Below are 22,679 nucleotides of genomic sequence, written 5' to 3'. Positions count from 1 at the left end.
TATATTTTTTGTAACTTATATTTCAAAATATACAAAAGATGTTGCAAATGCAACGAAAAGTGAGTTGCTACCTTCTCCTCATCTTTAGAATCAGCTCTTCAAGAACTTGATATGCCTTGGGAGCGTCTTTTCTATCCAACACAAATATTGTGTCTTTATGGCATGAGATTACCTGGGTGATGTTTATCCCAGCCGAAGAGAGAACTGATGTAACGAAAGCCACGAAACCTGGTGTTTCAATGATATCATCCGGGCTTATTAGGATTATTGCCGTTTGCCCTTCGATTAAATCTACTATAGCGGGGTTTCCAATTATTTTAATAACGTCCTCTGCATCTTCACTTGAGATAACCAGTGTGAATGTCTCAACACCTTGAGTGAGCTGGAAAAATCTGGCATTTTCCATTATTTTAAATGTTTGAGCAATCCTGTTCAAAAAAGGTGCTTTTTTAAAGGTTATCACGGTTAGGTCAGACTGCAGTTCTATGACGGTTTTTGCTATCACTTTTCTAATTTTCTCCTCAAAAAATGTTCTTTCTCCCTTAGTTTCTTCCCCAATTCGTATTAATGCCATTTTAACAGCTCCAACAGAGGTCTTTATCCCTTTTTCCTCAAGCTCCTTGACGATTAGCCTTGCAAGGGCGCTGTAATTTACTATGTCCAAAATTAGGCACTCTTTGATAGCAGGCCTCGAAGATACGATGTCTCTTACAATCTTGGTGATACTAGCTTTTTCCTCAGCCATGTTCTCACCAAGGAAAATTGAGTGTTTCAGTTTATATAATCTTTTTCTTTTTGGCACATATTAGTGATGTTTTAAGCGAAAGTTCCCCCGTATAGAAATCCTTTAAAAGCATATCCCTAAACCCATTCACGATGATAAAAGCAGTAAAAGACGACTTTGTTAAGTCCTATCGTTTACACCAAAGCCTTGAAGCCCTCGAGCGGGTTAGGGGAGAGATTAGTGAAGAAGCTTACGAGAGATTAAAAGCCCTCGTTTATTACAGACTTTACGGAAAGGAATTTAATAGAGATAAAATCAAAGAAAAAATTGCTTTGGCTTTTTCAATGGGTAGTGACAGTACGGCATCGTTTTTAATCCTTAGGTGGGCAGGGTTCGATGTAGTTCCGGTAATGGTAAGACTCCCCCAAATGAGGGATGTAATACTCCTAAGAGCCCAGGGGTATGGGGCAGTTTTTGTTGAAGTTCCAAACTATGCCGAAGTCATAAGCTCTCAAATAAAGAAAAGGGCTCCAATCTGTGGAAAATGCCATTCAATGATAATGGAAGCGATTAAGAACTATGCGAGAAAAAATGGAATAAAAATAGTAGCCTCCGGAGATCTGCTCAGCTTTGGAAGTATTTCAATTTATAAAGAGGGAGACCTAATAAAGCTGAACCTTCCAGCCTTTTTAGCCCTCGATAAAAGGGAAGCAATAAGCATACTTGGCAGAAAATACGCATTGGGCTTTGGGTGTCCTCTGTGGAAGAACGCCACCAAAAGTGCGCCGATTTTAAAACGCTTTGGTATTCAGAGGGTATTGAGGGAGCTCAGGGCGGGAGCGATAGACAAAGAGATAGCAAATGCCCTCATCAGAGACATCCTCAAAAATTGAGGAGGTAAGAACATGAAGCGGGAACGTTCTCTGCTTCAAATCATTAGAGAGCGCACTGCAAAAATCTCCATAAGAAAAAAGAGAAAAAGAAACCTCCTTCTTCTTGCAATTTCAATGTTCTTGGCAAATGTAAGCTGGGGAATAGCCTTTCCATACCTCGGGGTGTACATGAAAATTCTAGGAGGGTCGCTTTTTCTTGTCGGGCTTTTGAGCGTTGCTTTCAATTTAACCTCTAGCATAGCCCAGTATCCTTTTGGATATCTCTCCGATAGAACTGGAAGAAGAAAGCCGTTCATAGCGTTTGGAATATTCTCTTCAGGTGTTGCGTACCTTTTTGTAATATTTGCCACAACGCCATCCATGCTCCTTGGGATAAGAATTCTTCAGGGAGTTTTAGGCTCTTCACTTTTCCCCGCTCATACGGCCTTTATTTCCGAGCTTTCGGTTCTGGAAAAGGTGGGCTCGACCTTTGGTTTCTTTAACTTCATTGAAAATATAGGGTACATGCTGGGCAACTTTCTAGGGAGTGGGATAGTCAAACTCCTTGGCATCAAAAGCGCTTTTGTAATATCAGCTGTAATATCAATTGTTTCAGCCGGAATTGTGATGCTCATAGAGGAAACTCCCCATCAACCTTCACGTTCCAAACGATTAATAATTCCGCAAGAAAGCAGAGAGAGCGAGAGGGTTATTTTCGAGGGCAACGCTTTTAAGAATCTTTTAAAGGGCAAACTGGGCATCTTTTACTTGTCTGTTTTGTTTGCAATGGTAGCATCTGGTCAAGTTTACTCCGTGCTCTCTGTATACTTTGAAGAAAGATTTGGGAGTCAATGGGTTGGAATTCTCTTTGGTGTTGACTCTCTGGCAGCAGCATTAGGTGCCCCCTTCATAGGGAAAGCCATTGATAAAAAAGGCGCAAAAAAGATCTTCATTTTATCACTAGTGGGCTACATGATAGTGTTCTACGGATATGGCATAATCGCAACCATTTATCCAATGATAGTCCTCTCCATCCTTTCAGGAATAAAATGGTCGGCCTTTATTAGTGCCTCATCTTCTTATGTGGCATTAAACACAGAAGATAAGATAAGGGCACAGGCTATGGGAATGCTAAATACGATGATGAGCATTGGATGGGTTGTTGGGCCTTTAATAGGAGGCTATCTAAGTGGAATAAGCTTTAAAATTAACTTCCTCTCTTCGTTAATACCACTCACTCTGGCACTCATTCTAATTCTCATTCCAAAATCTTAAAAGCCCTTAAAAGAAGATGTCTACATGCTCTACGTCGAGATACTTGGGAATCTTCCAGAGATGGCTCAAGGTGAAGTTAGGGCGTTGCTAGAAATGGCTAGTCCAGAGTTTAGGATCATAGAAAGAGATTACCTTTTTCTTGCCCTTAAAGGGGATAAAAAGGCGTTTCCCTTCCTCAACAGACTTGGCTTAGCACATGAATACGGCGAGCTTTTGTTCTCTGCTAAAAGCTTAGAGGAGCTGTATTCAAAAGCAGAAAATGTCAAATGGGAAAACTACATCAGGGGAACTTTTAAAGTAGATAGAGAGACAATGGTAAACTGTTCCCATTTAGTAGAGAACGTTGAGAGGAAATTGGGGGCAATAATATCAAAAAGAGGGTTCAAAGTTAACCTAAGCTCTCCCGAAACATTAATCAGAGTTTACTGTGGGAAAAAGCTTTGGGTTGGGATTAGAGAGAGATTTTTTAAAGCAAAGTCGTTTAATGAACGAAAAGCTGATCAAAGGCCGTTTTACAAACCTATAGCTTTGCCTCCAAGAGTAGCAAGAGCAATGGTTAATCTGGCAAGGGCAAAAAAAGAAGTTCTTGATCCTTTTATGGGCACTGGTGGAATCCTTATCGAAGCGGGTCTTATGGGTCTAAAAGTCTATGGAGTTGATCTGAGGAGAGACATGGTTGAAGGCGCTAAAAGGAATCTGGAACATTATGGAGTCAAAAACTACGTTTTAAAGCAAGGAGACGCTACGAAACTTAGAGAGCTCTTTCCTGATAAAACTTTTGAGACCGTTGCGACAGATCCACCCTATGGGAGCTCTGCCACTCTCGGTGGGAGAAAAAGAGAGGAACTGTATGAAAAAGCCTTATCAAGCATATATGAGGTTCTTGACGGCTACTTAAGCATAGCGTTTCCTGCTCAGTTTAATGCAGAGAGAGTAGCTGAGAAAATTGGGTTTGAAGTTTTGGAAAAATACTACCAGAGAGTTCACTCTTCTCTGGATAGATATTTTTACGTTATGCGCACCTGAAGCATCTTTCGTGAAATCCGCCACATATTCTTCTTTTTCTTCTTTTTTGCTTTTACAACTTGGTTTTAAATTTCAACAAAAAAGTTATAAAACGCTTGGAAGATTTAAAAGCTAGAGGTGGAAACATGGAAGGGTACGATATAAGACCTGTAGAGAAGAGTAAAAGGACGTTTACCCTCTTGACGATCTTTGCAATATGGTTCGGAGCAGGAATAAGCATTGCAGAATTCTGGGCAGGGGCATTGCTAACTCCAGCACTTTCACTTGGCATGGCGATACTGGTAATAATCATCGGACACGTTCTTGGAAATACAGTAATGGGCCTAATAGCTCTCGAAGGTGAGGAAACAGGGCTGCCAACTATGGTGCTCTCAAGAACCCCCTTGGGGATTAAAGGTTCGATTCTACCATCGGTCTTGAACTACCTCCAGCTTATAGGGTGGACGGCAATAATGCTCATAGTTGGAGCAAACGCAATGAACGCAGTGTCAAAAGTCTTCGGTTTTGAAAGCTATGCCCTCTGGGTAATCCTCTTAGGCATCCTCGTTACTGGATGGACGTATATAGGGCCAAAGAACTGGGAAAAGCTTGAAAAAATGGCAGCCTTGCTTTTACTTGCATTAAGCCTGTGGCTCACATACGTTACACTCAAGAGATTTTCTCTAGAGGAGCTCCTTTCCAAACCCGGAACTGGAGAAATAGGCATTATGCTTGCCCTAGATCTGGTAATAGCGATGCCCCTTTCATGGGCACCGTTAATAGCGGATTACTCAAGGTTTGCCAAGGATAAAAGCTCGGCCTTCTGGGGGACATATTTAGGTTACTTCATATCCTCAAGCCTGTTTTACTTTGTTGGAGCACTAACCAACATGGCAATTGGTGAAGGAGATCCAATCGGAATCATAGCAGCTTACGGCATTGGAATTCCAGCTATGCTGATAGTCATCTTCTCTACGGTCACCACAACATTCCTCGACGTCTATTCAGCGGCAATAACCTACAAGAACATCTCACCTAAAGCAGATGCAAAGAAACAGGTACTCTTAGTTGGTTTCCTTGGAACTCTATTAGCCCTTGTTTTCCCAATGGAACAGTATGAAAGTTTTCTACTACTTATAGGCGGGGCATTTGTGTCTTTAGCGGCAATAATGGTAACTGACTACTTCCTTGTAAGGAAAACCTATGTCCCAGAGGAACTGCTTGATGAAAACGGTCCATTTGCTGGATACAACTTAAAGGCAATAATAATCTGGGCGATAGGGTTTGCGTTCTACATGGGTTTGGCTGTAGAAGGTCTCTTTGGACTCCACATTCCAGTTTTAAGTGAACTCGGCTTCAGACTTGGCTCTAGTATCCCAACATTCCTCCTTGTAAGTGCTTTGTATTATTTGTTTGGGAGGTGAAAGAAATGGAATGGATTAGTAAAGATTTGGAAAAGCTTAGAGAAAAGAAACCTTTAGTGCACAATATAACCAACTACGTCGTTATGAACACCACTGCAAACGCCCTCTTAGCTATAGGAGCATCTCCAGTAATGGCCCATGCAATAGAGGAACTTGAAGAGATGATAGCCCTAGCAGACGCGCTGGTTATAAACATTGGAACCCTCGATGAGCATAAGATATACTCAATGTTTAAAGCCGTTGAGATAGCCAAGGAGCTCAAAAAGCCTGTAATCCTTGATCCCGTTGGTGCCGGGGCAACAAAGCTGAGAACAAAGACCTCTCTAAAACTGTTGGAGGTAGGAGATATAAGCGTAGTCAGGGGCAACTTTGGGGAGATAGCAGCTCTTTTAGGTGAACACGGCAAAACTAGGGGTGTAGATTCAGCAGTTTATGATAAAGAAGCTGCAAAGGACTTAGCGGAGAAAGCGGCTGAAGAATTCAACACAGTGACAGCAGTCACTGGTGCTGTGGATTACGTAAGCGATGGCAAGAGAACTTACGCTATAGAAAACGGAACCCCCATGCTCGGAAGGGTGACGGGAACTGGATGCATGGCTACTGCGATAATAGGGGCGTTTTTAGCGGTTGAAGAACCCTTGAAAGCATCTATAGCAGGACTAACAACCTTTGAAATTGCCGCAGAGAAAGCCTTTGAAGAATCCCCGTATCCGGGAAGCTTTCACATGAAGCTCTACGACTGGCTCTACAGGATTGATGGAGCGCTCATAAAAGAGAGAGCTAAGGTGAGGGAAATTGAACCTTAGAAAAAAGCTGAAGCTTTATGTCATCACTGATAGGAGGCTAAGACCAGAGGTAGAAAGCGTCAAAGAGGCATTAGAGGGTGGCGCAACCTCCATTCAACTGAGGATAAAAAATGCCTCAACAAGAGAAATGATAGAGATCGGTAAGGAAATAAGGAAGCTCACAGAGGAATACGATGCTCTCTACTTTGTGGATGATAGGTTAGATGTGGCTTTAGCAACAAACGCAGATGGAGTTCAACTGGGTTCTGAAGACATGCCCATCTCAATTGCTAAAGAGATAGCACCCAATCTAATCATAGGTGCCTCCGTCTACAGTCTGGAAGAAGCCCTGCAAGCAGAAAAGGAGGGGGCAGACTATTTGGGGGCAGGTTCTGTCTTTCCTACTCCTACAAAGAAAGATGTTAAGATTATTGGCATAGATGGTCTTAAGAGAATAGTGGAGTCGGTAAAAATTCCCGTGGTGGCAATAGGGGGCATAAACCATGAAAACGTCCGGGAAGTCCTCAAAGCCGGAGTAGATGGGATTGCTGTGATATCTGCAATAATGGGGGCAGAAAACGTAAGAGAAGCCACTGAAAGAATGAGAAAGATTATAGAGGAGGTTATCAGATGAAGGCTGAAACAAAGACACAAAAGCTCGCTTATGTAGGCATTTTCACGGCATTGGGAGTAATTCTGGGCACGATTTCTTTTCCAGTTGGTCCAACAAAAGTCGCTCCTTTCCAGCACTTTATAAACGTAATAACGGGAGTCCTGTTAGGCCCCTGGTGGGCCTCTTTAACGGCACTTTTCATAGGGATACTGAGAATGTCCCTAGGAGTGGGCACGATATTCTCAATTCCTGGTGGAATTCCAGGAGCTTTTACTGTTGGTTTGGTGTATAAAATAGTAAAAAAGGACTGGGCAGCATTTAGCGAGCCCTTTGCAACTGTTTTTATAGGAGGAACCCTAAGCTCCCTTCTCTTTGGACCCATTATAAACGTCCATAAAGGTGTTGTGTGGTTTTGGATAGCCTTTGCTCCCAGCACCCTTGTTGGAACGACTCTTGGTTTTCTAACCCTCAAAGCCCTAAGAAAGATGGAGGTGATAGAATGATTAGAAAAGCTTTAACAATTGCCGGCAGTGATAGTGGAGGGGGAGCCGGAATAGAGGCAGATTTGAAAACCTTCTCTGCTTTTGGTGTTCACGGTTTGGTTGCAATTACCTCAGTAACAGCTCAAAACACTCAAGAAGTAAGGGCAATCCACGATGTTGATCCAGAAGTTGTTGCAAAGCAAATAGAGGCAGTTGCCGATGATATTGGAGTTGATGCCGCAAAGACCGGAATGCTGAGCAATGCTGAGATTATTAAAGCCGTTGCAAAAACGGTAAAAAAATACAGCTTTCCCCTCGTGGTAGATCCGGTAATGATAGCCAAAAGTGGAGCGCCCTTGTTAAGGGAAGACGCAATGGACGCTTTGATTGAGAAGATAATTCCCCTTGCAAAGGTTGTAACTCCCAACAAGCCAGAAGCTGAAAAGCTGAGCGGAATACGGATTGAAAACCTTGAAGATGCAAGAAAAGCCGCAAAAATCATAGTGGAAGAACTAGGGGCGGAGGGCGCAATAGTTAAAGGAGGACATCTAGGATTAAGTGAAGCTGTGGATGTGTTTTATTTTAACGGCGAGTTCAAGGAATACAGAGCACCGTTTGTTGATGGTTGCACCCATGGTACCGGATGTTCTTTCTCTGCAGCAATAGCGGCAAATTTAGCCAAAGGAAAGGAGCTCGAAGAAGCCGTTAGAATAGCGAAGGAATTCATCACAATGGGAATTTATTATGGAGCAAAAATAGGTCATGGGCACTGTCCCGTTAATCAGAATGCCTGGATAGAAATTCCAGCTGAAAAATGGAGAGTTTATGAGTCCCTAAGAAATGCCATTAAGGAACTTGTAGCGATTGAAAATCTTCCTCAACACGTTCCGGAGGTGGGCATGAACTTTGTCTACGCACTGCCCAGGCTGTATGCAAGGAGCAAAGATGATGTTGCCGGAGTCAAAGGAAGGATAGTAAAGTTTGGAAGTGCTGTAAAGCCGGTAGGAGGAGTGGAATTTGGAGCCTCTGATCATCTGGCAAGGGCTATTTTAACCTATATGAACTTCTTCCCCGAAACCAGAAGTGTGCTAAACTTAAAATACAGCGAAGAGCTGATTAAAAAAGCTTCTAACTTGGGACTTAGAGTATCTTTCTACGATAGAAGGGAGGAGCCAGAGGAGATAAAAGCCCAAGAAGGAGGCACCATTCCCTGGGGAATAAGAACTGCCATTGAAAGGATAAACGGCAAGCCCGACATAATTTACCATCTCGGAGACTGGGGCAAAGAGGCAATGATCCTAATATTTGGAGAGAGCCCAGAGGTTGTATTGAGAAAACTCAAAATGCTTATCGAATAGTCTTGTATCACGTTTAGCTTTTCCTTTTTTGGATTTTCTTTCTTCTGGTGGGCCAGTTTTGATGTTAAGGCTCTAAGGTTGCTCTGGAAGTCTTTAGTAACTAAAAGTTACTATCAGACGAAGAGTTACAAAATTTTGAGGTTTTTGTAACGAAATTTTTTCGGAATTTTGAACTGGGAATCCCTAACACTTCTTTAATGCTCTCTCCTCGTGGAAATTTAACCTTTTTGAATTTAAAGATGTTTTATGTACTTGTTTTTGATTTTGGCTTTTATTTTGTCTCTGGAAGTCTTGTGAACATTTTTGTGCATGAAAGAAAAGTGGTAAGTTCAGGCGAGTGAGTGCTTTAAAGTCTTTTCTAGTGGCTTGGATTCGAGCTTTCTTATGGTTGTTTTATTGGCCCTTTGAGGAAAAGCTTATAAGATTTAAACCCTTTAGGTACTTTATAGGGAGTTTAGAGGAAAATTCGCCCCTGTTCCAATAAGACTTTAAAAGAATTGAAAGTAGCGAAGGAGGATGTGATACCTCAACAAAAACCGAGTGTTCCAATAAGACTTTAAAAGAATTGAAAGCATTTTTCCATCGATACGCTTGAGACTTTCATGTACAGGTTCCAATAAGACTTTAAAAGAATTGAAAGAGCGGGTACGATATTGTAGAGGTAAGTACTCTAAGCGGGTTCCAATAAGACTTTAAAAGAATTGAAAGAATAGTCTAGCTCTGGGAGAATATCAAACCTAGGCTTCGTTCCAATAAGACTTTAAAAGAATTGAAAGACAACCTCTTCAACCATCGCCATCACGCTCCTCTATAAGTTCCAATAAGACTTTAAAAGAATTGAAAGCATTCTTAAAAGTCCCGCTCTCGACTACTAAAGTTGCGTTCCAATAAGACTTTAAAAGAATTGAAAGAGCTTTATAACTATCTTTTTGGGTTCGGCTGGTGGTTAGTTCCAATAAGACTTTAAAAGAATTGAAAGAGAAATAGCAAAAATGAGCCAACAAATAGCAAAACTAGGTTCCAATAAGACTTTAAAAGAATTGAAAGTTGAAAACCTGTAGCATCCTGGGGAAATATTTCATCCGGTTCCAATAAGACTTTAAAAGAATTGAAAGTAACTTAGTAGTTTCACAATTCACATTAAGATTTATTGTTAGTTCCAATAAGACTTTAAAAGAATTGAAAGGTGAGCACATCTATTTGTTTCACACTAAACACAGCATGTTCCAATAAGACTTTAAAAGAATTGAAAGATAGGATGAGTAGTGGCGTAACCCCAAGGGAAGTGAACGGTTCCAATAAGACTTTAAAAGAATTGAAAGTATCACTTTCGTTAATTCTTCATCATTCTCCAACTCCGTTCCAATAAGACTTTAAAAGAATTGAAAGTTTATCAATTGCTTGTATTCATCAGGATAAATACGCTCATTTTCGTTCCAATAAGACTTTAAAAGAATTGAAAGAAGGATGAGGTGATTGTTGCGAGGGATATTGAGGGCTTGTTCCAATAAGACTTTAAAAGAATTGAAAGAACATCAAAGATTTTTCTGAACTCGTTGTATTCACTTGGTTCCAATAAGACTTTAAAAGAATTGAAAGTTGAGGACTTTAAAGTGAAAGTTGTCAAACTCGTCGTTCCAATAAGACTTTAAAAGAATTGAAAGAAAAAGAAAAGGAAAAACCTCACCACTCCCCACGCCTGTTCCAATAAGACTTTAAAAGAATTGAAAGAAATTTTCTTTAGCTCATCAACAACACGAGAATACCATGTTCCAATAAGACTTCAAAAAGCTCTTTTGCTGCAATCTTCTGCTGCGCACCTTGAATGTTTGTCACATGAATTGGGAAAAATTTCTTGTTAATACCCAATATAGACGAAAAATATTCCGTAAAATTTATATTCTGTCGATGAATATTCATAGTTGAGGTAGTCAAAATGTACGAGCTTATGAACTTGTCTACCGGCGAAATTATTGGGACGGGTGAAAATTTAGAGGAGCTACTTCAAGACTTGCCAGAAGGGTTTTACGAGATAAAAGAACATGGAGAATTTGTGAGGTTTTATAGTACAACTAAACCCGAGCACCAGTGCTGGATTTGAGACTTTTTTTAATTTTTGAAAAATAACAAAAACACAAAACTAGAGAACCTTTCTCAGAATTTCCCTCAGATCCTTTAGAAACTCCTCAAGGTGCTCTCTCTTTACGTGGGGCATCATAACGATTCTTATGTACCCTCTATGGGCACTTATTCCCCATCCTCTAGCTTTAAGTTCCCCCTCAAGTTTCTTAAGCTTCTTGGAGCCGAAGGAAACTATATTCAACATTGGCTCCCTTATTAGGTACACCCCATCTAGAGCCTTTATCTGCTCTGCAAACCAGTATGCATTTTCCATAGCTTCCTTAACGACTCTCTTATATCCTTCAAAGCCCAGATGCTTTAAGAGAGCCCAAACGGCTATTGCATTAGCTCCAGGCCTAGTGCCAGTTATTGTAGCTTGAAATATTTGCCCGCCTGCTAGGTATGGCGCTAGAACATTTATAGCATCCATGTACTTTTTCCTCCTAAAAACTATCCCACCAGCTGGAATTGGAGCCATGCCCATTTTATGTGGGTCTATGGTAACGCTCTGTACACCTTTGAGCTTGAAATCAAAATCTGGCAACTCATAACCTAGAGCTTTTGCGAAGGGTATCACAAACCCACCAAAGGCTGCATCAACGTGAAGGGGAATCCCGTAATCTACGGCAATATCTGAAAGAGCAGGGATGTCATCCACAACACCTAACCCGGTTGTACCGGCAATTCCAACTATCCCAACAGTGCTGTCGGTTATCTTGCTCTCAACATCTTTAACATTAACAGAATAGTCCTCATTAAGCTCAGCCCAAACCAGTTTTACCCTCAGCAGATCACTCGCCTTTAGAAAAGAGAAGTGGGCGCTTTTTGGGAGAATTAATTCGGGATTCTCAACATCAGATATATTGCGAAAAGCCCTAACGGCCAAGATATTCGCCTCGGTACCACCGCTTACTATGTTGCCATAGGCTTTCTTCAGGTGCAAAAGTTCTCCAAGCATCTGAACAGCTTCTTCCTCAATCTTCTTGCTCCCTTTGTGCAGTCCAGGATCGCCTAAGTTTCTGTCTATATATTTTTGAATTATCTTTTGAGCAAGCGGATGAGGGTAAGTGCACATTGATCCTAAAATCTTACCTGAATTAAAAGTCAAGTCGATTTTGAGCCTCTCCTCAAGTTCAGCAAGTACTTCCTCTTCGCTCATCCCTTCCTTTGGAATCATGCTCCCACCAGTCTAGACTTATCGGCATAGCATTTAAGCTTTTGTTACTCGCCTCTTATGTGGGATAAATAAAGCCTGAAGAACTGGGGAGTGGTTATGGCTGTTAGCATCGAGACTATGACAACAGTGGCAAAGAGGCTCTGGTCTATTAGGCCTTCTTCAATCCCGAACTTTAATATGGCAAGCTCCAAGCTACCTCTTCCACCCATACCAATGCCAACCAGCGTCGCTGATTTCCAATCGAATCCAAACATCTTCATTCCCAATCCACAGCCAAGAAGCTTTCCTAAAACCGCAGCCAGGTAAAGAAGGACTATCAAAGCAATGCTGAGCTCACTGAGGGATGGATTAAACATTAACCCCACATAAATGAAGAATAGGGGTATGAAGAACTCTGTAAGGACCACCTGCAGGTCTCCAATGAGTTCGTTAAGCTTTATCTTGCTTAGTACAAGCGGATCCCTCCTTTCCCTGAGCCTGCTTATTGTTAAACCTGCAAGATAAGCGCCGATTATCTGGTGCAAGCCAACTCTTTCCGCCACTATTGCCAAGAGAAACGTAAGAATTATCGTGAAGGTAAAGAATATATTGAGGTTCCTCAATATACTGTAAAACCTCGCAGAACGCTTGAAAATGTATTCTGAAAGCAAGAGAACCGCTGCTATGAATATGGCTATTTTAATCGTCAAGATAACAAGGGGAAAGAGTGCAAGCTCGCCTTTTGTCATTGCTGTTATTATACCAATTAAATAAACGGCCATTATGTCATCGGCAAAGGCGGCTCCCATCAATATTGATGAGATTTCCTTCCTAACCCTCGATTTCAGCAATACCCCGCTTGTCACCTCAATTGCGGTATTCCCCAAAGTCACTCCCACAAAGATAGCAGCAGCTAAGCCCTTTCCAAAGAAGTAAACCGTTGAAAAGCCAAAAAGGAATGAAAATGCAACACCTAAACCAGCTACTGAAATTGCTTTTGCTTTGTTGGAGGCAATTGATGAAAAGTTGCTCGTGAGACCCATATAAAGCATCATCATCAAAAGGCCAAACTCGGATAGAACTTTTAACGGCTCGGAAGGAGAGATAACGTTGAGAAGAAACGGTCCAAGTATCATTCCAGTAAGTATATGGGCAATTATAGGGTGGATTTCTTTCTTTTCGAAAAGCCACTCCAACGTCTTTGCAAAGACCAGAAGAATGGAAAGGTCGAGGATGTACTCCACTTCATACCCTCCTACTCAGCAAAGCTCCTATTATCCACAAGAGCATTAGAAAGATTGCGAGTATCATTGCCAAGGTGGCCCCTCTGCTCGTTCCAAAGACTATCGGGATGGGGCCAATCATTATCACTCCCCCACTCTCAACATCAGCTTCCCCATATGATGCCGCCATTAAAGTTCCTATGAATATCAGCATGAAACCTATGAATATTAATCCCATCCCTGCCAGTAAAAGTAACTCTCCCTTCATGGCCCCTCATGGAAAACTACGCTTAGAGTTTTTAAGCTTTAACGCTAAAGTTATTAAAAGGGGAGGGAAGTTAGCTTATGCTTGTGATTGTTGATCTTGATGATACCCTCTGCAACACATGGGAAGCCGCAAGATGGAGCGTTCTAAGGCTCTTACCCCATTTAATTAGAAAAAGAAAGTTCAGGGCACTCCTATACATCCTTACCCAGAGATACAAAGAGCTGGAGCAGTCAAGAGAGCTGCATCTACTTGATTTAGATGAACTCGTTGAGAACTTTATGGAGAGGATCTATCAAAAAATCTCGGAAGATGATCTTAGAGAGATGTTTGAACTTGTTGATAGAACATTTTTCTCGAATTTAAAGCTTTATCCCGATGCCGTTGAGTTTTTAAAGGGTTTAAAAGAGATGAACGCGAAGGTTGTTTTAGTAACGGATTCTTCCTCTGAGTGGCAGAGAAAGAAGCTGGAGTACCTCAACTTGAAGCAATACTTTGATCACCTCATAATAAGTGGAGAAACAGGACACAGCAAGCTTGAACCATATAATTTTATACTTGCAAAGAAAAGGTTCCCCAAGGAGAATGAAATCTATGTGGTGGGGGACAGAGACGATACAGACATGAGGGGAGGGAAAGAGATAGGCGCAACGACGATTCTCGTAAGGAGAGGCTATTTCAAGTCACTCTTGCCAAAGCATGCCGATTATGTAGTTAAGGATCTCAGAGAGGCATTAGAGGTGATAAAGAATGAGCATAAAAAGCGAACTTAAGAGAAAAGCATTACACCTCACTGGGCTTACTGTCCCATTGATCTACTTGATATTTGGGCAAAAAGCAGCAATAGGATTTGTCGCATTTGCATTAATAGTCTTTCTAATCTTGGAACCTTTTAGGATAGTTGAAGAGCTAAGAGACAAGGTAAAGAGAAAACTCGGGATTTATGTCAGAGATGAAGTAATAGCTCTCGTAGAGCGAGAACTGGACGCAATTTCAAGAGAACATGAGAGGCACTCGATTGGGGCACACATATACTTCACAGCTGCAGCATTAATAATAGTCTGCTTTTTCCCCAGGGATATAGCCATAGGTGCCATAACGGTGGCAACACTTGGAGATGCCATTGCAGCGATAGTGGGCAAACCCTTTGGAAAACACAGGTTTAAAAACGGAAAAAGCGTAGAAGGAAGCTTGGCCTACTTTTTAAGCGCTTTCTTGATACTCTTTCTTTTAATAGACCTTCCTCATGCTTTTATAGGGGCCTTAGCGGGAATGCTGGCAGAATTTTATGAGTTGCCCCCAGATGACAACTTTTCAAACCAACTCGCCGTAGCGTTTGCAATATACTTGTTCAGAAGGGTTGTCTTTTGAGAATGTGCAAATATATTCACCAGGAGTGATACGAGAGCATAAAATATTTATATATCTTTCCCACTATCACTCTTAGTGATAACGATTTATGGAGGTGCAGGAATGGAAAGAATAAACTTCATATTTGGCATTCACAATCATCAGCCCCTGGGTAACTTTGGCTGGGTGTTTGAGGAAGCGTATAACCGCTCTTACAGGCCTTTTATGGAGATTTTAGAGGAATTCCCAGAGATGAAAGTAAACGTTCACTTTAGTGGACCGCTTTTGGAATGGATTGAAGAAAACAAACCAGATTATCTTGATCTTCTTAGATCCCTCATAAAAAGGGGGCAACTTGAGATCGTTGTGGCGGGATTTTATGAACCAGTATTAGCGGCCATTCCAAAAGAAGACAGATTGGTTCAGATAGAGATGCTGAAGGATTACACAAGAAAGCTCGGCTATGATGCAAAAGGCGTGTGGCTTACAGAGAGGGTATGGCAGCCGGAACTGGTAAAGTCGCTTAGAGAGGCTGGAATAGAGTACGTAGTCGTTGATGATTATCACTTCATGAGTGCTGGATTGAGCAAAGAAGAACTCTTCTGGCCGTACTATACGGAAGACGGTGGAGAAGTCATAACAGTGTTCCCAATAGATGAAAAATTGCGCTATTTGATACCCTTCCGTCCGGTTAAGAAGACCATCGAATATTTAGAGAGTCTTGCAAGTGATGATCCCTCAAAGGTAGCTGTGTTCCATGACGACGGCGAAAAGTTCGGAGTATGGCCGGGCACTTATGAATGGGTCTATGAAAAAGGATGGCTTAGAGAGTTCTTTGACACAATTACAAGCAACGAAAAGATTAACCTCATGACTTACAGCGAGTATTTAAGTAAGTTCACTCCAAGAGGACTTGTGTACCTCCCAATAGCATCATACTTTGAGATGAGCGAATGGTCTCTACCGGCAAAGCAGGCAAAGCTGTTTGTTGAGTTTGTAGAACAGCTAAAGGAAGAGGGGAAGTTTGAAAAGTACCGCGTCTTTGTCAGGGGCGGTATATGGAAGAACTTCTTCTTCAAATATCCGGAGAGTAACTTTATGCACAAAAGAATGCTCATGGTAAGCAAAGCCGTGAGAGATAACCCCGAAGCTAGAAAATACATTCTCAAAGCACAGTGCAATGACGCATATTGGCACGGCGTCTTTGGAGGAATTTATCTGCCTCACTTGAGAAGAACTGTGTGGGAGAACATAATAAAAGCCCAAAGATACCTAAAGCCAGAAAACAAAATCCTTGATGTTGATTTTGATGGAAGAGCGGAGATTATGGTTGAAAACGATGGATTTATTGCCACGATAAAGCCCCATTATGGGGGCAGCATTTTTGAACTAAGCTCCAAGAGAAAGGCCGTGAACTACAATGATGTTCTTCCGAGAAGATGGGAACACTACCATGAAGTTCCAGAAGCCGCTACGCCAGAAGAGGAAAGCGAAGAAGGTGTTGCAAGCATACACGAGCTTGGAAAGCAAATTCCAGAAGAGATAAGGAGGGAGCTTGCCTATGACTGGCAGCTGAGGGCTATCCTACAAGACCACTTCATCAAACCAGAGGAAACCCTCGACAACTATCGCCTTGTAAAGTATCGCGAGCTCGGTGACTTTGTAAATCAGCCCTACGAGTATGAAATGATAGAAAACGGAGTAAAGCTGTGGCGCGAAGGAGGAGTTTATCCAGAAGAGAAGATTCCTGCAAGAGTGGAGAAGAAGATAGAGCTAACGGAAGACGGCTTCATTGCAAAATACAGAGTCTCGCTTGAAAAACCATATAAAGCCCTTTTCGGAGTTGAGATTAACCTAGCAGTACACAGCGTCATGGAAAAGCCAGAAGAGTTTGGGACAAAAGAGTTTGAAGTGAATGACCCATACGGCATAGGAAAAGTTAGGATAGAACTCGATAGAGAAGCAAAAATTTGGAAGTTCCCGATAAAAACGCTCAGCCAGAGTGAGGCTGGATGGGACTTCATACAGCAGGGAGTAAGCTATACCATGCTCTTCCCAATAGAAAAGGAATTAGAGTTCACAATAAAGTTTAGGGAGCTCTGAATCTCTCTTTTTTAACTTTATTCCTCAGATAGGAAGGCCCTCATCACCCCCCTCAGGGCCCGAAAGTTTCTTCATCGGTATTTACTATCCTAAGGTTGATAGGCTCTTCCAAGCCCCAGAATCTGCAGAATGAGCATTTTTCCCCCTGGGTGGGCATTCCACAGACCTTGCATTCCTTGAGCTCTATCTCCTTAAGCTCAGCCTCAAATAAGTGTCTTTTCCTCAGGTAGCCCTTGACGAAGTTTATCTTAGTACCAGGCCTTTTTTCTTCAAGCTCATTTAAAATTTGCTTGTACTCTATTGTTGTAGCCCCTCTTGCGTGGGGGCATTCATCGATTATATACTCCAATCCGACTGCAAGGGCATAAGCCACTACTTCCCTCTCGGTGAGCTCGTAAAGGGGCTTGACCTTTCTTACAAACTTCCCCTCCCCCGGTAAAAGAGGTCCCTGCTTTGCCAGATACTCTGTGTTCCAGTTCATGAGGTTGGAGAAGATAAAGCTCGCCTCATCATCCAGGTTATGCCCCGTTGCAATGACATCAAAGCCGTTGTCGTAGGCAAACTTGTTGAAGAGATACCTCTTCGTAAGGCCGCAGTAAGAGCAGGTTGGTCTCCTAGTCCTTACCTCGCCAATGCCCTTTCCGAGAAGTTCCCTGACGTTAATCACGTGAAGCGGAGCCCCTATAAGCTTACACTGCTCTCTTGCATATTTTTCGCTTTTTTCCGAGTATTCCCCTATGCCAAGGTTTATATGGAGGCATTCCACATTGTAGCCGAGCTTCTTTAGAACGTAAGCTGTAACGGCAGAGTCTTTCCCTCCGCTAATGACCACAAGAACTTTTTCATACGGCCTGAGCAGTTTGTATTTCTCAATTGTCCTCTTGACTTTCCTCTCAAAATATTCCACAAAGTGATCAGCGCAAAGATACATTTTCGGATAATGGAGTTTTATAAACGCCCTCTCTCCACAAACCTTGCACCTCATCCTCTCACCAAAATGAGAAAAAGAGGGATAAATTTAAATCTTTGCCTTCATGCCTCCAAACTTTCAACAACTTTCTTCCAGTTGCCCGGTTTTTTGAAGTCCTTCTCCGTGTATAAGCCCTCCTTGATCAATATTCCTCTCGCTGCCAAAATGCCCGTGGCTGCCGCATTAACTATATCCCTGCTCAACCCAGCCCCATCCCCTGCTGCGAATATGTTCTCTATGCTGGTTTCAAGGAGCTCATTAACCTCAACCTGCATTGCATAGTACTTTATCTCCGGTGCGTAGAGCAAGGTGTGGTCGCTCGCAACACCGGGGATTACCTTATCAAGCTTCTCAAGTCCCTCAATTATGTTTGTCACAACTCTGTGGGGCAATGCCATTGCTATATCTCCGGGCGTTACATGCTTCAGTGTCGGCTCAACGTCACTCTTCCTAATTCTGCCCCATGTGCTCCTTCTCCCCCTTCTCAAGTCTCCGAGTCTTTGGAGTATTGGCCTCCCCCCTCCAATGGTCGTGGCAAGCTGGGCTATGCTTTTGCCGTATGCTGTTGTATCCTCAACCGGCTCGGTTAGCTCTATCCTTGTGAGAAACGCAAAGTTTGTATTGTTGCTCTTTTTGTCCCTCATGGAGTGGCCGTTTACACCAACGTAGCCGTCATATTTTTCTTCGACAACAAAGCCGTTTGGATTGGTGCAAAAAGTCCTTACAAAATCATCGTATGTGTCTGTGTATATGTGGAACTTCGGGTCGTGGTTTATCCTTGTTATGGGCTCCATTATTATGGCAGGTACTTCCACCCTAACACCCACATCTATTGGGCCGTGTCTGGCTTTTAGTCCAATTTTTTGGGCAACATCATGGAACCACTCCGCCCCTCCCCTACCGGGAGCGACTATTATGTATTTGGACTTTACCGTGAATTTGTCCCTTCCCTTCTTCGCTGTGATTTCTCCCTTCCTAAACTTCTCAACCTTTGTCCATAAGACAAATTTCACTCCTTTGGCTTCTAAGTAGTCTTTAATGCTTTTTATGACTTCTTTTGTATGATCCGAGCCGATATGGCGTTGAATTATTGGTATGAATTTTACCCCTGCCTGAGCGGCTCTTCTTTCCCATTCCCTGATTTCGTCTTCATTCCCCTTGTAAACTCCCTTGGGCGCACCATGCCTTATGAAAATCTGGTCGACTTCCCATACAAGCTGCCAAGAATAGTTTTCATCTTTTGTAAGGTCAGTCAAGTTTCCTCCAATATCAGGTCTTAGATTTATTGTTCCATCACTAAGGCCGCCAGCTCCTCCGACACCGCTCATTATATGACAGGGCTTGCACTCAATGCAGTAGCCGAGTTCGTCCATTGGGCATGTTCTCTGGTCTATGTCTCCACCTTCATCAAAAATTGCAATTTTCAAATCGCTTTTTTCTGCAAGCTCGTAAGCCGCAAAAAGGCCTGCTGGACCTGCACCTATTATAACAACATCAAACCTTTCATCAAAATTCATATTTCCCTTACCGATATTTGGGTATAACCACTTTATAAACTTTTGCCTGATACAAGGTTAAGAAGAGCTTTTTCCCTCTGGATTTTTGCTTTGTATATGTATATATCAACCACGTGGAGAGATTCTGCTTTACAGCTAGGAGAAAATTTTAAGTGGAAAGTGAACAAAAATTATAGGGGGTAAATGTGAACGACCCTTTCCCAAGCAAACCCAAAGACGCGAAAAATAAAAAGATATCAATAATCGTCGGTAAAAAGCGCCATATGATGCTTCAAAGAAAAGAGGAACTAAGCCACAACATCAGGTACATCTCTAAAGTTCCGGTCAAGCTTGTTATGGACAGAGAATTTTTAACAGTTCATCCTGAGGATCCTCTAACAGTTCTAATCGGCAGGTTCACAAGCGAAGAAACTTCTGCAGTAGTTGTTGACGAAGATGGGAAACTCCTAGGGTTTATAACGATGAAAGACCTTCTGCACTTTTTTACAACACCGAGAAGATATTCAGTCGTTGGTCTAGGCCTGCTGAAAAAATACACTTTAACCCGCGCCTCCAGGGTAGAGGACATAATGGTGACGAAGCCCATAACCATTCATGTAGATGACAACCTTGGGCACGCTATTAAGCTCATGACGGAGACTGGGAAGCATCATCTGCCAGTCATAGACGATAAGAAAAAAGTTCATGGCTTGCTGGAAGTTAAGGACATAATCCGACTTATTAGGATTGTTGCGCTTTAATCAGCGGGAGATGAAAGCATGGACGTGTTCCTTGAACTCGCAGTGATCCTGATAGTTGCTAAACTGTTTGGATATTTGGCAACGAAAGTCAAAATGCCGGGGGCTCTTGGCCAGCTTATTGGAGGAATGCTTATTGGTCCCTCTATTCTAAACATAGTGAGTTATTCGGAAGGGGTTCACTTAATAAGCGAGATGGGAGTGGTTTTGCTACTCTTTCTTGCTGGCCTTGAAACAGATGTTGAAGAATTCAAGAGCGTTGGGGTGCCTGCTTTTCTTATCGCCCTCGGCGGTGTTATTGTTCCTTTTGTGATGGGTTATTACCTATCAGAATGGTTCGGATATGGAAGAACTGAAGCTCTGTTCCTAGGTGGGGTTTTAACAGCTACAAGTGTTGGGTTAACCGCAAGTATATTGATGGAAATGAAAAGGCTCCGCACAAAGGAAGGAACAGCCATTTTAGCTAGTGCTGTCGTTGATGATGTCCTTGGGATTATAGTACTCACAACCCTAATTGCCATGCACAGGAAGGGACATGTTTACATAGAAGACTTGGGAATTTTAGTTGGTGAGATAGCAGTGTTCTTTATAGTGAGCTGGCTTGTTGGAAGACCTGTTGTTAAGGAAGTTCTGTTACTTTCAGAAAGGATCGATTTACCGGAAACCTTAACGGCATTCGCCCTTGCCTTAACCCTTATTTTTGCATATATAGCCGAGCAGTTCAGGATAGCAGGGATAACTGGGGCGTATTTGGCGGGGGTATTGATAGCACAAACAGATGAGGCAAAGAGAATAAGCGATAGAATGATAACCCTCTCGTACTCTCTCTTCGTTCCTGTTTTTCTTGTGGGAATCGGAATAAAAACTGACATCGGGATTCTCCTGCATGCAGGAATGTTTGCAATTCTGTATTCAATAATTGCCATAATAGGAAAGATCATAGGATGTGGAGTAGGCGCATTAATAGCCAAGTTTAAACCTAAAGAGGCCCTCAGAGTTGGAGTCGGAATGATTCCAAGAATGGAGGTTGCACTGATTATGGCTAACGTTGCCCTTACCGAGGGTGTTTTTGACAAAGGAATATTCTCGATTCCAGTTACGATGGTTATATTGACAACGTTTATAACTCCCCCACTCTTGAAGTGGGTGTTCTCGAGGGAGTAGCATGGAAACGCTCATTATGTTGGCACTGATGTTGGCTACCGCAAAGCTCCTCGGATGGGTATTTGAAAAACTTGGGCAACCAGTTGTTCTCGGTCAGATTCTTGGCGGGCTGATTATAGGGGTTTTTGCGGAGAGCAACGAGATAATTAGAGAGTTTTCAAACCTTGGAGTCCTCTTACTTCTATTCCTTGCGGGTATAGAAAGTGATCTGCAAGAATTTAGACGAGTCGGAAAGCCAAGCATCTTTGTTGCTGGAGTTGGAGTTCTCTTTGCATTCATATTAGGGTTCCTAGCGGCATATCCATTTGTAGAGTTTCATGAGGCTTTGCTTTACGGTGCAATAATGACCCCAACAAGCGTTAGCATAACTGTAAGGGTCTTAATGGAACTTAGAAGGCTTAGAACGAAAGAGGGTACAACTATCTTGGCAGCTGCGGTTGTTGATGACGTCCTTGGGATTCTCGTTCTTACTGTGATTATCTCACTCTTACGTGAAGGCAGCATAGACTACAGAACTATTATGGAGATTATTATAGAAGTCAGCGGTTTTCTGGCGATATTCCTTTACCTTGGCCCCATATTTGCGGAAAAGGCTTTTAAGAGAATCTCACGCATAGATTTGCCCGAGTCAACAACGGCATTTGCGATTGTGTTTTTGATACTCTTTGCGTATATGGCTGAACATCTAAACCTAGCTTCTATCCTAGGGGCGTATATGGTGGGACTCACCATAGGACAGACAAGCTACAGAAAACAGGTTGAGGATCATGTAAGTATTTTGGGCTATTCTTTGTTCATACCTCTCTTCTTTGTTGAAGTTGGTATGAGAATCGAACTAAGCTACATACTCCACGCAAGCTTCTTTGCAGTTCTCTACACTGCTATGGCAATAGCAAGCAAAGTAGCAGGATGCGGCATGGGGGCATATTTGGCGGGCTTTGATCTTAAAGCATCTTTGAGAATTGGCATTGGAATGATCCCGAGGCTTGGAGTTGAGCTCGCTATGCTGACTATAGCACTTTCAAGTGGAGTTATTGGGCCGGAGGCATTGACCATAGCAATATTCATGGTATTTGTAACAACTATATCAACACCTCCTTTGCTAAAATGGGCGTATAAGCGATGATCAATTAGACTTGTGAAAGCCAATAAACCAATTCCCTTAAAAATTCAAAAGAAAATTATTTATATTTGAAGAAACTACACAATAGAGTAAGGACCAAAAAGTTATTAGGTGAATTTTATGGTATATGTGCTCGTTAAAGAGGAGATATCAAAAGGAAAGCTGATAGATTTGGTAGTGCTTATAGGAGATAAGGAGAGGATAAATAACTTCATTTACGAGAGCCTTAATAAATTTTACAAAGATGGCGGGAGTTTTCTAAAGCGAAAGGGATACTGTTAGGATAACTGGGGTATCACCTCCTGAAGCCATTCAGTAACATCACCCGGAGGTCCACCAAACCTAGAATGAATTCTGACAAAATTATACCAAAAAGCAAACAGAAAAACAAACCTATGAACTCTTTTCCAGT

General features: G+C 42.2%; 22 protein-coding genes, 1 pseudogene and 1 CRISPR repeat array. Of the genes and pseudogenes, 16 read left to right on the top strand and 7 right to left on the bottom strand.

The window, feature by feature from the left end; all coding sequences use genetic code 11:
* Positions 1 to 67: 67 nt before the first annotated feature.
* Positions 68 to 745, bottom strand: coding sequence for an ACT domain-containing protein (locus NF859_RS08735; protein WP_252743906.1), 678 nt, complete (start codon positions 743 to 745; stop codon positions 68 to 70).
* A gap of 131 nt (positions 746 to 876) precedes the next feature.
* On the opposite strand from NF859_RS08735, the gene NF859_RS08730 reads away from it, so the two are divergent.
* The 9 genes from NF859_RS08730 (at position 877) to NF859_RS08690 (ending at position 10,639) form a co-directional block, all read left to right on the top strand.
* On the top strand, positions 877 to 1,617 hold the full coding sequence (locus NF859_RS08730) for an ATPase (protein WP_252743905.1): 741 nt from the start codon (positions 877 to 879) through the stop codon (positions 1,615 to 1,617).
* Positions 1,618 to 1,629: 12 nt separating this feature from the next.
* The gene (locus NF859_RS08725; RefSeq protein ID WP_252743904.1) at positions 1,630 to 2,871 is read left to right on the top strand and encodes an MFS transporter; all 1,242 of its coding nucleotides are present in this window, start codon (positions 1,630 to 1,632) and stop codon (positions 2,869 to 2,871) included.
* Positions 2,872 to 2,895: 24 nt separating this feature from the next.
* Positions 2,896 to 3,897, top strand: a complete 1,002-nt coding sequence (locus NF859_RS08720; protein WP_252743903.1) for a TIGR01177 family methyltransferase — start codon at positions 2,896 to 2,898, stop codon at positions 3,895 to 3,897.
* A gap of 125 nt (positions 3,898 to 4,022) precedes the next feature.
* Entirely contained in the window at positions 4,023 to 5,300 is a 1,278-nt protein-coding gene (cytX, locus tag NF859_RS08715) for a putative hydroxymethylpyrimidine transporter CytX (protein WP_252743902.1), read from the top strand.
* Positions 5,301 to 5,305: 5 nt separating this feature from the next.
* Complete coding sequence (thiM, locus tag NF859_RS08710) at positions 5,306 to 6,106, top strand: hydroxyethylthiazole kinase (RefSeq protein ID WP_252743901.1); 801 nt, start codon at positions 5,306 to 5,308, stop codon at positions 6,104 to 6,106.
* A complete protein-coding gene (thiE, locus tag NF859_RS08705; RefSeq protein WP_252743900.1) occupies positions 6,096 to 6,719 on the top strand; it encodes a thiamine phosphate synthase in 624 nt (207 codons plus the stop codon). Before thiM ends, thiE begins: the two co-directional genes overlap by 11 nt.
* A complete protein-coding gene (gene thiW, locus NF859_RS08700) occupies positions 6,716 to 7,201 on the top strand; it encodes an energy coupling factor transporter S component ThiW (RefSeq protein WP_252743899.1) in 486 nt (161 codons plus the stop codon). The genes thiE and thiW overlap by 4 nt, the downstream gene beginning before the upstream one ends.
* A complete protein-coding gene (locus NF859_RS08695) occupies positions 7,198 to 8,538 on the top strand; it encodes a bifunctional hydroxymethylpyrimidine kinase/phosphomethylpyrimidine kinase (RefSeq protein ID WP_252743898.1) in 1,341 nt (446 codons plus the stop codon). The genes thiW and NF859_RS08695 overlap by 4 nt, the downstream gene beginning before the upstream one ends.
* 474 nt (positions 8,539 to 9,012) lie before the next feature.
* A CRISPR array of direct repeats spans positions 9,013 to 10,269; the repeat unit is 30 nt; unit sequence GTTCCAATAAGACTTTAAAAGAATTGAAAG.
* A gap of 205 nt (positions 10,270 to 10,474) precedes the next feature.
* Positions 10,475 to 10,639: a hypothetical protein gene (locus tag NF859_RS08690; protein ID WP_252743897.1), complete on the top strand. Its 165-nt coding sequence runs from the start codon at positions 10,475 to 10,477 to the stop codon at positions 10,637 to 10,639.
* Positions 10,640 to 10,678: 39 nt separating this feature from the next.
* Here NF859_RS08690 and mfnA read toward each other — a convergent pair whose 3' ends face one another.
* The 3 genes from mfnA to NF859_RS08675 are packed head-to-tail and all read right to left on the bottom strand — an operon-like array spanning position 10,679 to position 13,306.
* Positions 10,679 to 11,836 (bottom strand): tyrosine decarboxylase MfnA, encoded by a 1,158-nt coding sequence (mfnA, locus tag NF859_RS08685; RefSeq protein WP_252743896.1) that lies wholly within the window; start codon positions 11,834 to 11,836, stop codon positions 10,679 to 10,681.
* Positions 11,837 to 11,880: 44 nt separating this feature from the next.
* Complete coding sequence (locus tag NF859_RS08680; protein WP_252743895.1) at positions 11,881 to 13,059, bottom strand: cation:proton antiporter; 1,179 nt, start codon at positions 13,057 to 13,059, stop codon at positions 11,881 to 11,883.
* 1 nt (position 13,060) lies between these two features.
* Complete coding sequence (locus NF859_RS08675) at positions 13,061 to 13,306, bottom strand: TIGR00304 family membrane protein (protein ID WP_252743894.1); 246 nt, start codon at positions 13,304 to 13,306, stop codon at positions 13,061 to 13,063.
* Between the two features lie 77 nt (positions 13,307 to 13,383).
* Here NF859_RS08675 and NF859_RS08670 point away from each other — a divergent pair, with 77 nt between their 5' ends.
* The 3 genes from NF859_RS08670 (at position 13,384) to jtg (ending at position 16,756) form a co-directional block, all read left to right on the top strand.
* Entirely contained in the window at positions 13,384 to 14,076 is a 693-nt protein-coding gene (locus NF859_RS08670; protein ID WP_252743893.1) for an HAD family hydrolase, read from the top strand.
* On the top strand, positions 14,054 to 14,674 hold the full coding sequence (locus tag NF859_RS08665) for a diacylglycerol/polyprenol kinase family protein (RefSeq protein WP_252743892.1): 621 nt from the start codon (positions 14,054 to 14,056) through the stop codon (positions 14,672 to 14,674). Before NF859_RS08670 ends, NF859_RS08665 begins: the two co-directional genes overlap by 23 nt.
* A gap of 102 nt (positions 14,675 to 14,776) precedes the next feature.
* Complete coding sequence (gene jtg, locus NF859_RS08660) at positions 14,777 to 16,756, top strand: 4-alpha-glucanotransferase (RefSeq protein WP_252743891.1); 1,980 nt, start codon at positions 14,777 to 14,779, stop codon at positions 16,754 to 16,756.
* 52 nt (positions 16,757 to 16,808) lie between these two features.
* On the opposite strand, the gene ttuA is transcribed toward jtg, so the two are convergent.
* Positions 16,809 to 17,741 (bottom strand): tRNA-5-methyluridine(54) 2-sulfurtransferase, encoded by a 933-nt coding sequence (gene ttuA / locus NF859_RS08655; protein ID WP_252743890.1) that lies wholly within the window; start codon positions 17,739 to 17,741, stop codon positions 16,809 to 16,811.
* 47 nt (positions 17,742 to 17,788) lie between these two features.
* Positions 17,789 to 19,243, bottom strand: coding sequence for an NAD(P)/FAD-dependent oxidoreductase (locus NF859_RS08650; RefSeq protein WP_252743889.1), 1,455 nt, complete (start codon positions 19,241 to 19,243; stop codon positions 17,789 to 17,791).
* 263 nt (positions 19,244 to 19,506) lie between these two features.
* On the opposite strand from NF859_RS08650, the gene NF859_RS08645 reads away from it, so the two are divergent.
* The 4 genes from NF859_RS08645 (at position 19,507) to NF859_RS08630 (ending at position 22,549) form a co-directional block, all read left to right on the top strand.
* Positions 19,507 to 19,983: a CBS domain-containing protein gene (locus NF859_RS08645; RefSeq protein WP_087036512.1), complete on the top strand. Its 477-nt coding sequence runs from the start codon at positions 19,507 to 19,509 to the stop codon at positions 19,981 to 19,983.
* Between the two features lie 18 nt (positions 19,984 to 20,001).
* Positions 20,002 to 21,144: a cation:proton antiporter gene (locus NF859_RS08640; protein ID WP_252743888.1), complete on the top strand. Its 1,143-nt coding sequence runs from the start codon at positions 20,002 to 20,004 to the stop codon at positions 21,142 to 21,144.
* Between the two features lies 1 nt (position 21,145).
* The gene (locus NF859_RS08635) at positions 21,146 to 22,270 is read left to right on the top strand and encodes a cation:proton antiporter (protein WP_252743887.1); all 1,125 of its coding nucleotides are present in this window, start codon (positions 21,146 to 21,148) and stop codon (positions 22,268 to 22,270) included.
* A gap of 117 nt (positions 22,271 to 22,387) precedes the next feature.
* Positions 22,388 to 22,549: a hypothetical protein gene (locus tag NF859_RS08630; protein ID WP_252743886.1), complete on the top strand. Its 162-nt coding sequence runs from the start codon at positions 22,388 to 22,390 to the stop codon at positions 22,547 to 22,549.
* On the opposite strand, the pseudogene NF859_RS08625 reads toward NF859_RS08630, so the two are convergent.
* Positions 22,546 to 22,679: pseudogene (locus tag NF859_RS08625) on the bottom strand (IS6 family transposase); the annotation flags it as partial. The gene NF859_RS08630 and the pseudogene NF859_RS08625 sit on opposite strands and share 4 nt — an antisense overlap.

It is taken from the genome of Thermococcus alcaliphilus, assembly GCF_024054535.1.
In the GTDB taxonomy this organism is placed as follows: Archaea; Methanobacteriota_B; Thermococci; order Thermococcales; family Thermococcaceae; genus Thermococcus_A; species Thermococcus_A alcaliphilus.
This window is presented reverse-complemented; position numbering and strand designations above follow the sequence as displayed.

Excerpts from the sequence above, each read along its gene's own strand:
- NF859_RS08735 (WP_252743906.1), bottom strand. The coding sequence starts at position 745 with ATGGCTGAGGAAAAAGCTAGTATCACCAAGATTGTAAGAGACATCGTA.
- NF859_RS08730 (WP_252743905.1), top strand. The coding sequence starts at position 877 with ATGATAAAAGCAGTAAAAGACGACTTTGTTAAGTCCTATCGTTTACAC.
- NF859_RS08725 (WP_252743904.1), top strand. The coding sequence starts at position 1,630 with ATGAAGCGGGAACGTTCTCTGCTTCAAATCATTAGAGAGCGCACTGCA.
- NF859_RS08720 (WP_252743903.1), top strand. The coding sequence starts at position 2,896 with ATGCTCTACGTCGAGATACTTGGGAATCTTCCAGAGATGGCTCAAGGT.
- cytX (WP_252743902.1), top strand. The coding sequence starts at position 4,023 with ATGGAAGGGTACGATATAAGACCTGTAGAGAAGAGTAAAAGGACGTTT.
- thiM (WP_252743901.1), top strand. The coding sequence starts at position 5,306 with ATGGAATGGATTAGTAAAGATTTGGAAAAGCTTAGAGAAAAGAAACCT.
- thiW (WP_252743899.1), top strand. The coding sequence starts at position 6,716 with ATGAAGGCTGAAACAAAGACACAAAAGCTCGCTTATGTAGGCATTTTC.
- NF859_RS08695 (WP_252743898.1), top strand. The coding sequence starts at position 7,198 with ATGATTAGAAAAGCTTTAACAATTGCCGGCAGTGATAGTGGAGGGGGA.
- NF859_RS08690 (WP_252743897.1), top strand. The coding sequence starts at position 10,475 with ATGTACGAGCTTATGAACTTGTCTACCGGCGAAATTATTGGGACGGGT.
- mfnA (WP_252743896.1), bottom strand. The coding sequence starts at position 11,836 with ATGATTCCAAAGGAAGGGATGAGCGAAGAGGAAGTACTTGCTGAACTT.
- NF859_RS08675 (WP_252743894.1), bottom strand. The coding sequence starts at position 13,306 with ATGAAGGGAGAGTTACTTTTACTGGCAGGGATGGGATTAATATTCATA.
- NF859_RS08670 (WP_252743893.1), top strand. The coding sequence starts at position 13,384 with ATGCTTGTGATTGTTGATCTTGATGATACCCTCTGCAACACATGGGAA.
- NF859_RS08665 (WP_252743892.1), top strand. The coding sequence starts at position 14,054 with ATGAGCATAAAAAGCGAACTTAAGAGAAAAGCATTACACCTCACTGGG.
- jtg (WP_252743891.1), top strand. The coding sequence starts at position 14,777 with ATGGAAAGAATAAACTTCATATTTGGCATTCACAATCATCAGCCCCTG.
- ttuA (WP_252743890.1), bottom strand. The coding sequence starts at position 17,741 with ATGAGGTGCAAGGTTTGTGGAGAGAGGGCGTTTATAAAACTCCATTAT.
- NF859_RS08650 (WP_252743889.1), bottom strand. The coding sequence starts at position 19,243 with ATGAATTTTGATGAAAGGTTTGATGTTGTTATAATAGGTGCAGGTCCA.
- NF859_RS08645 (WP_087036512.1), top strand. The coding sequence starts at position 19,507 with ATGATGCTTCAAAGAAAAGAGGAACTAAGCCACAACATCAGGTACATC.
- NF859_RS08640 (WP_252743888.1), top strand. The coding sequence starts at position 20,002 with ATGGACGTGTTCCTTGAACTCGCAGTGATCCTGATAGTTGCTAAACTG.
- NF859_RS08635 (WP_252743887.1), top strand. The coding sequence starts at position 21,146 with ATGGAAACGCTCATTATGTTGGCACTGATGTTGGCTACCGCAAAGCTC.
- NF859_RS08630 (WP_252743886.1), top strand. The coding sequence starts at position 22,388 with ATGGTATATGTGCTCGTTAAAGAGGAGATATCAAAAGGAAAGCTGATA.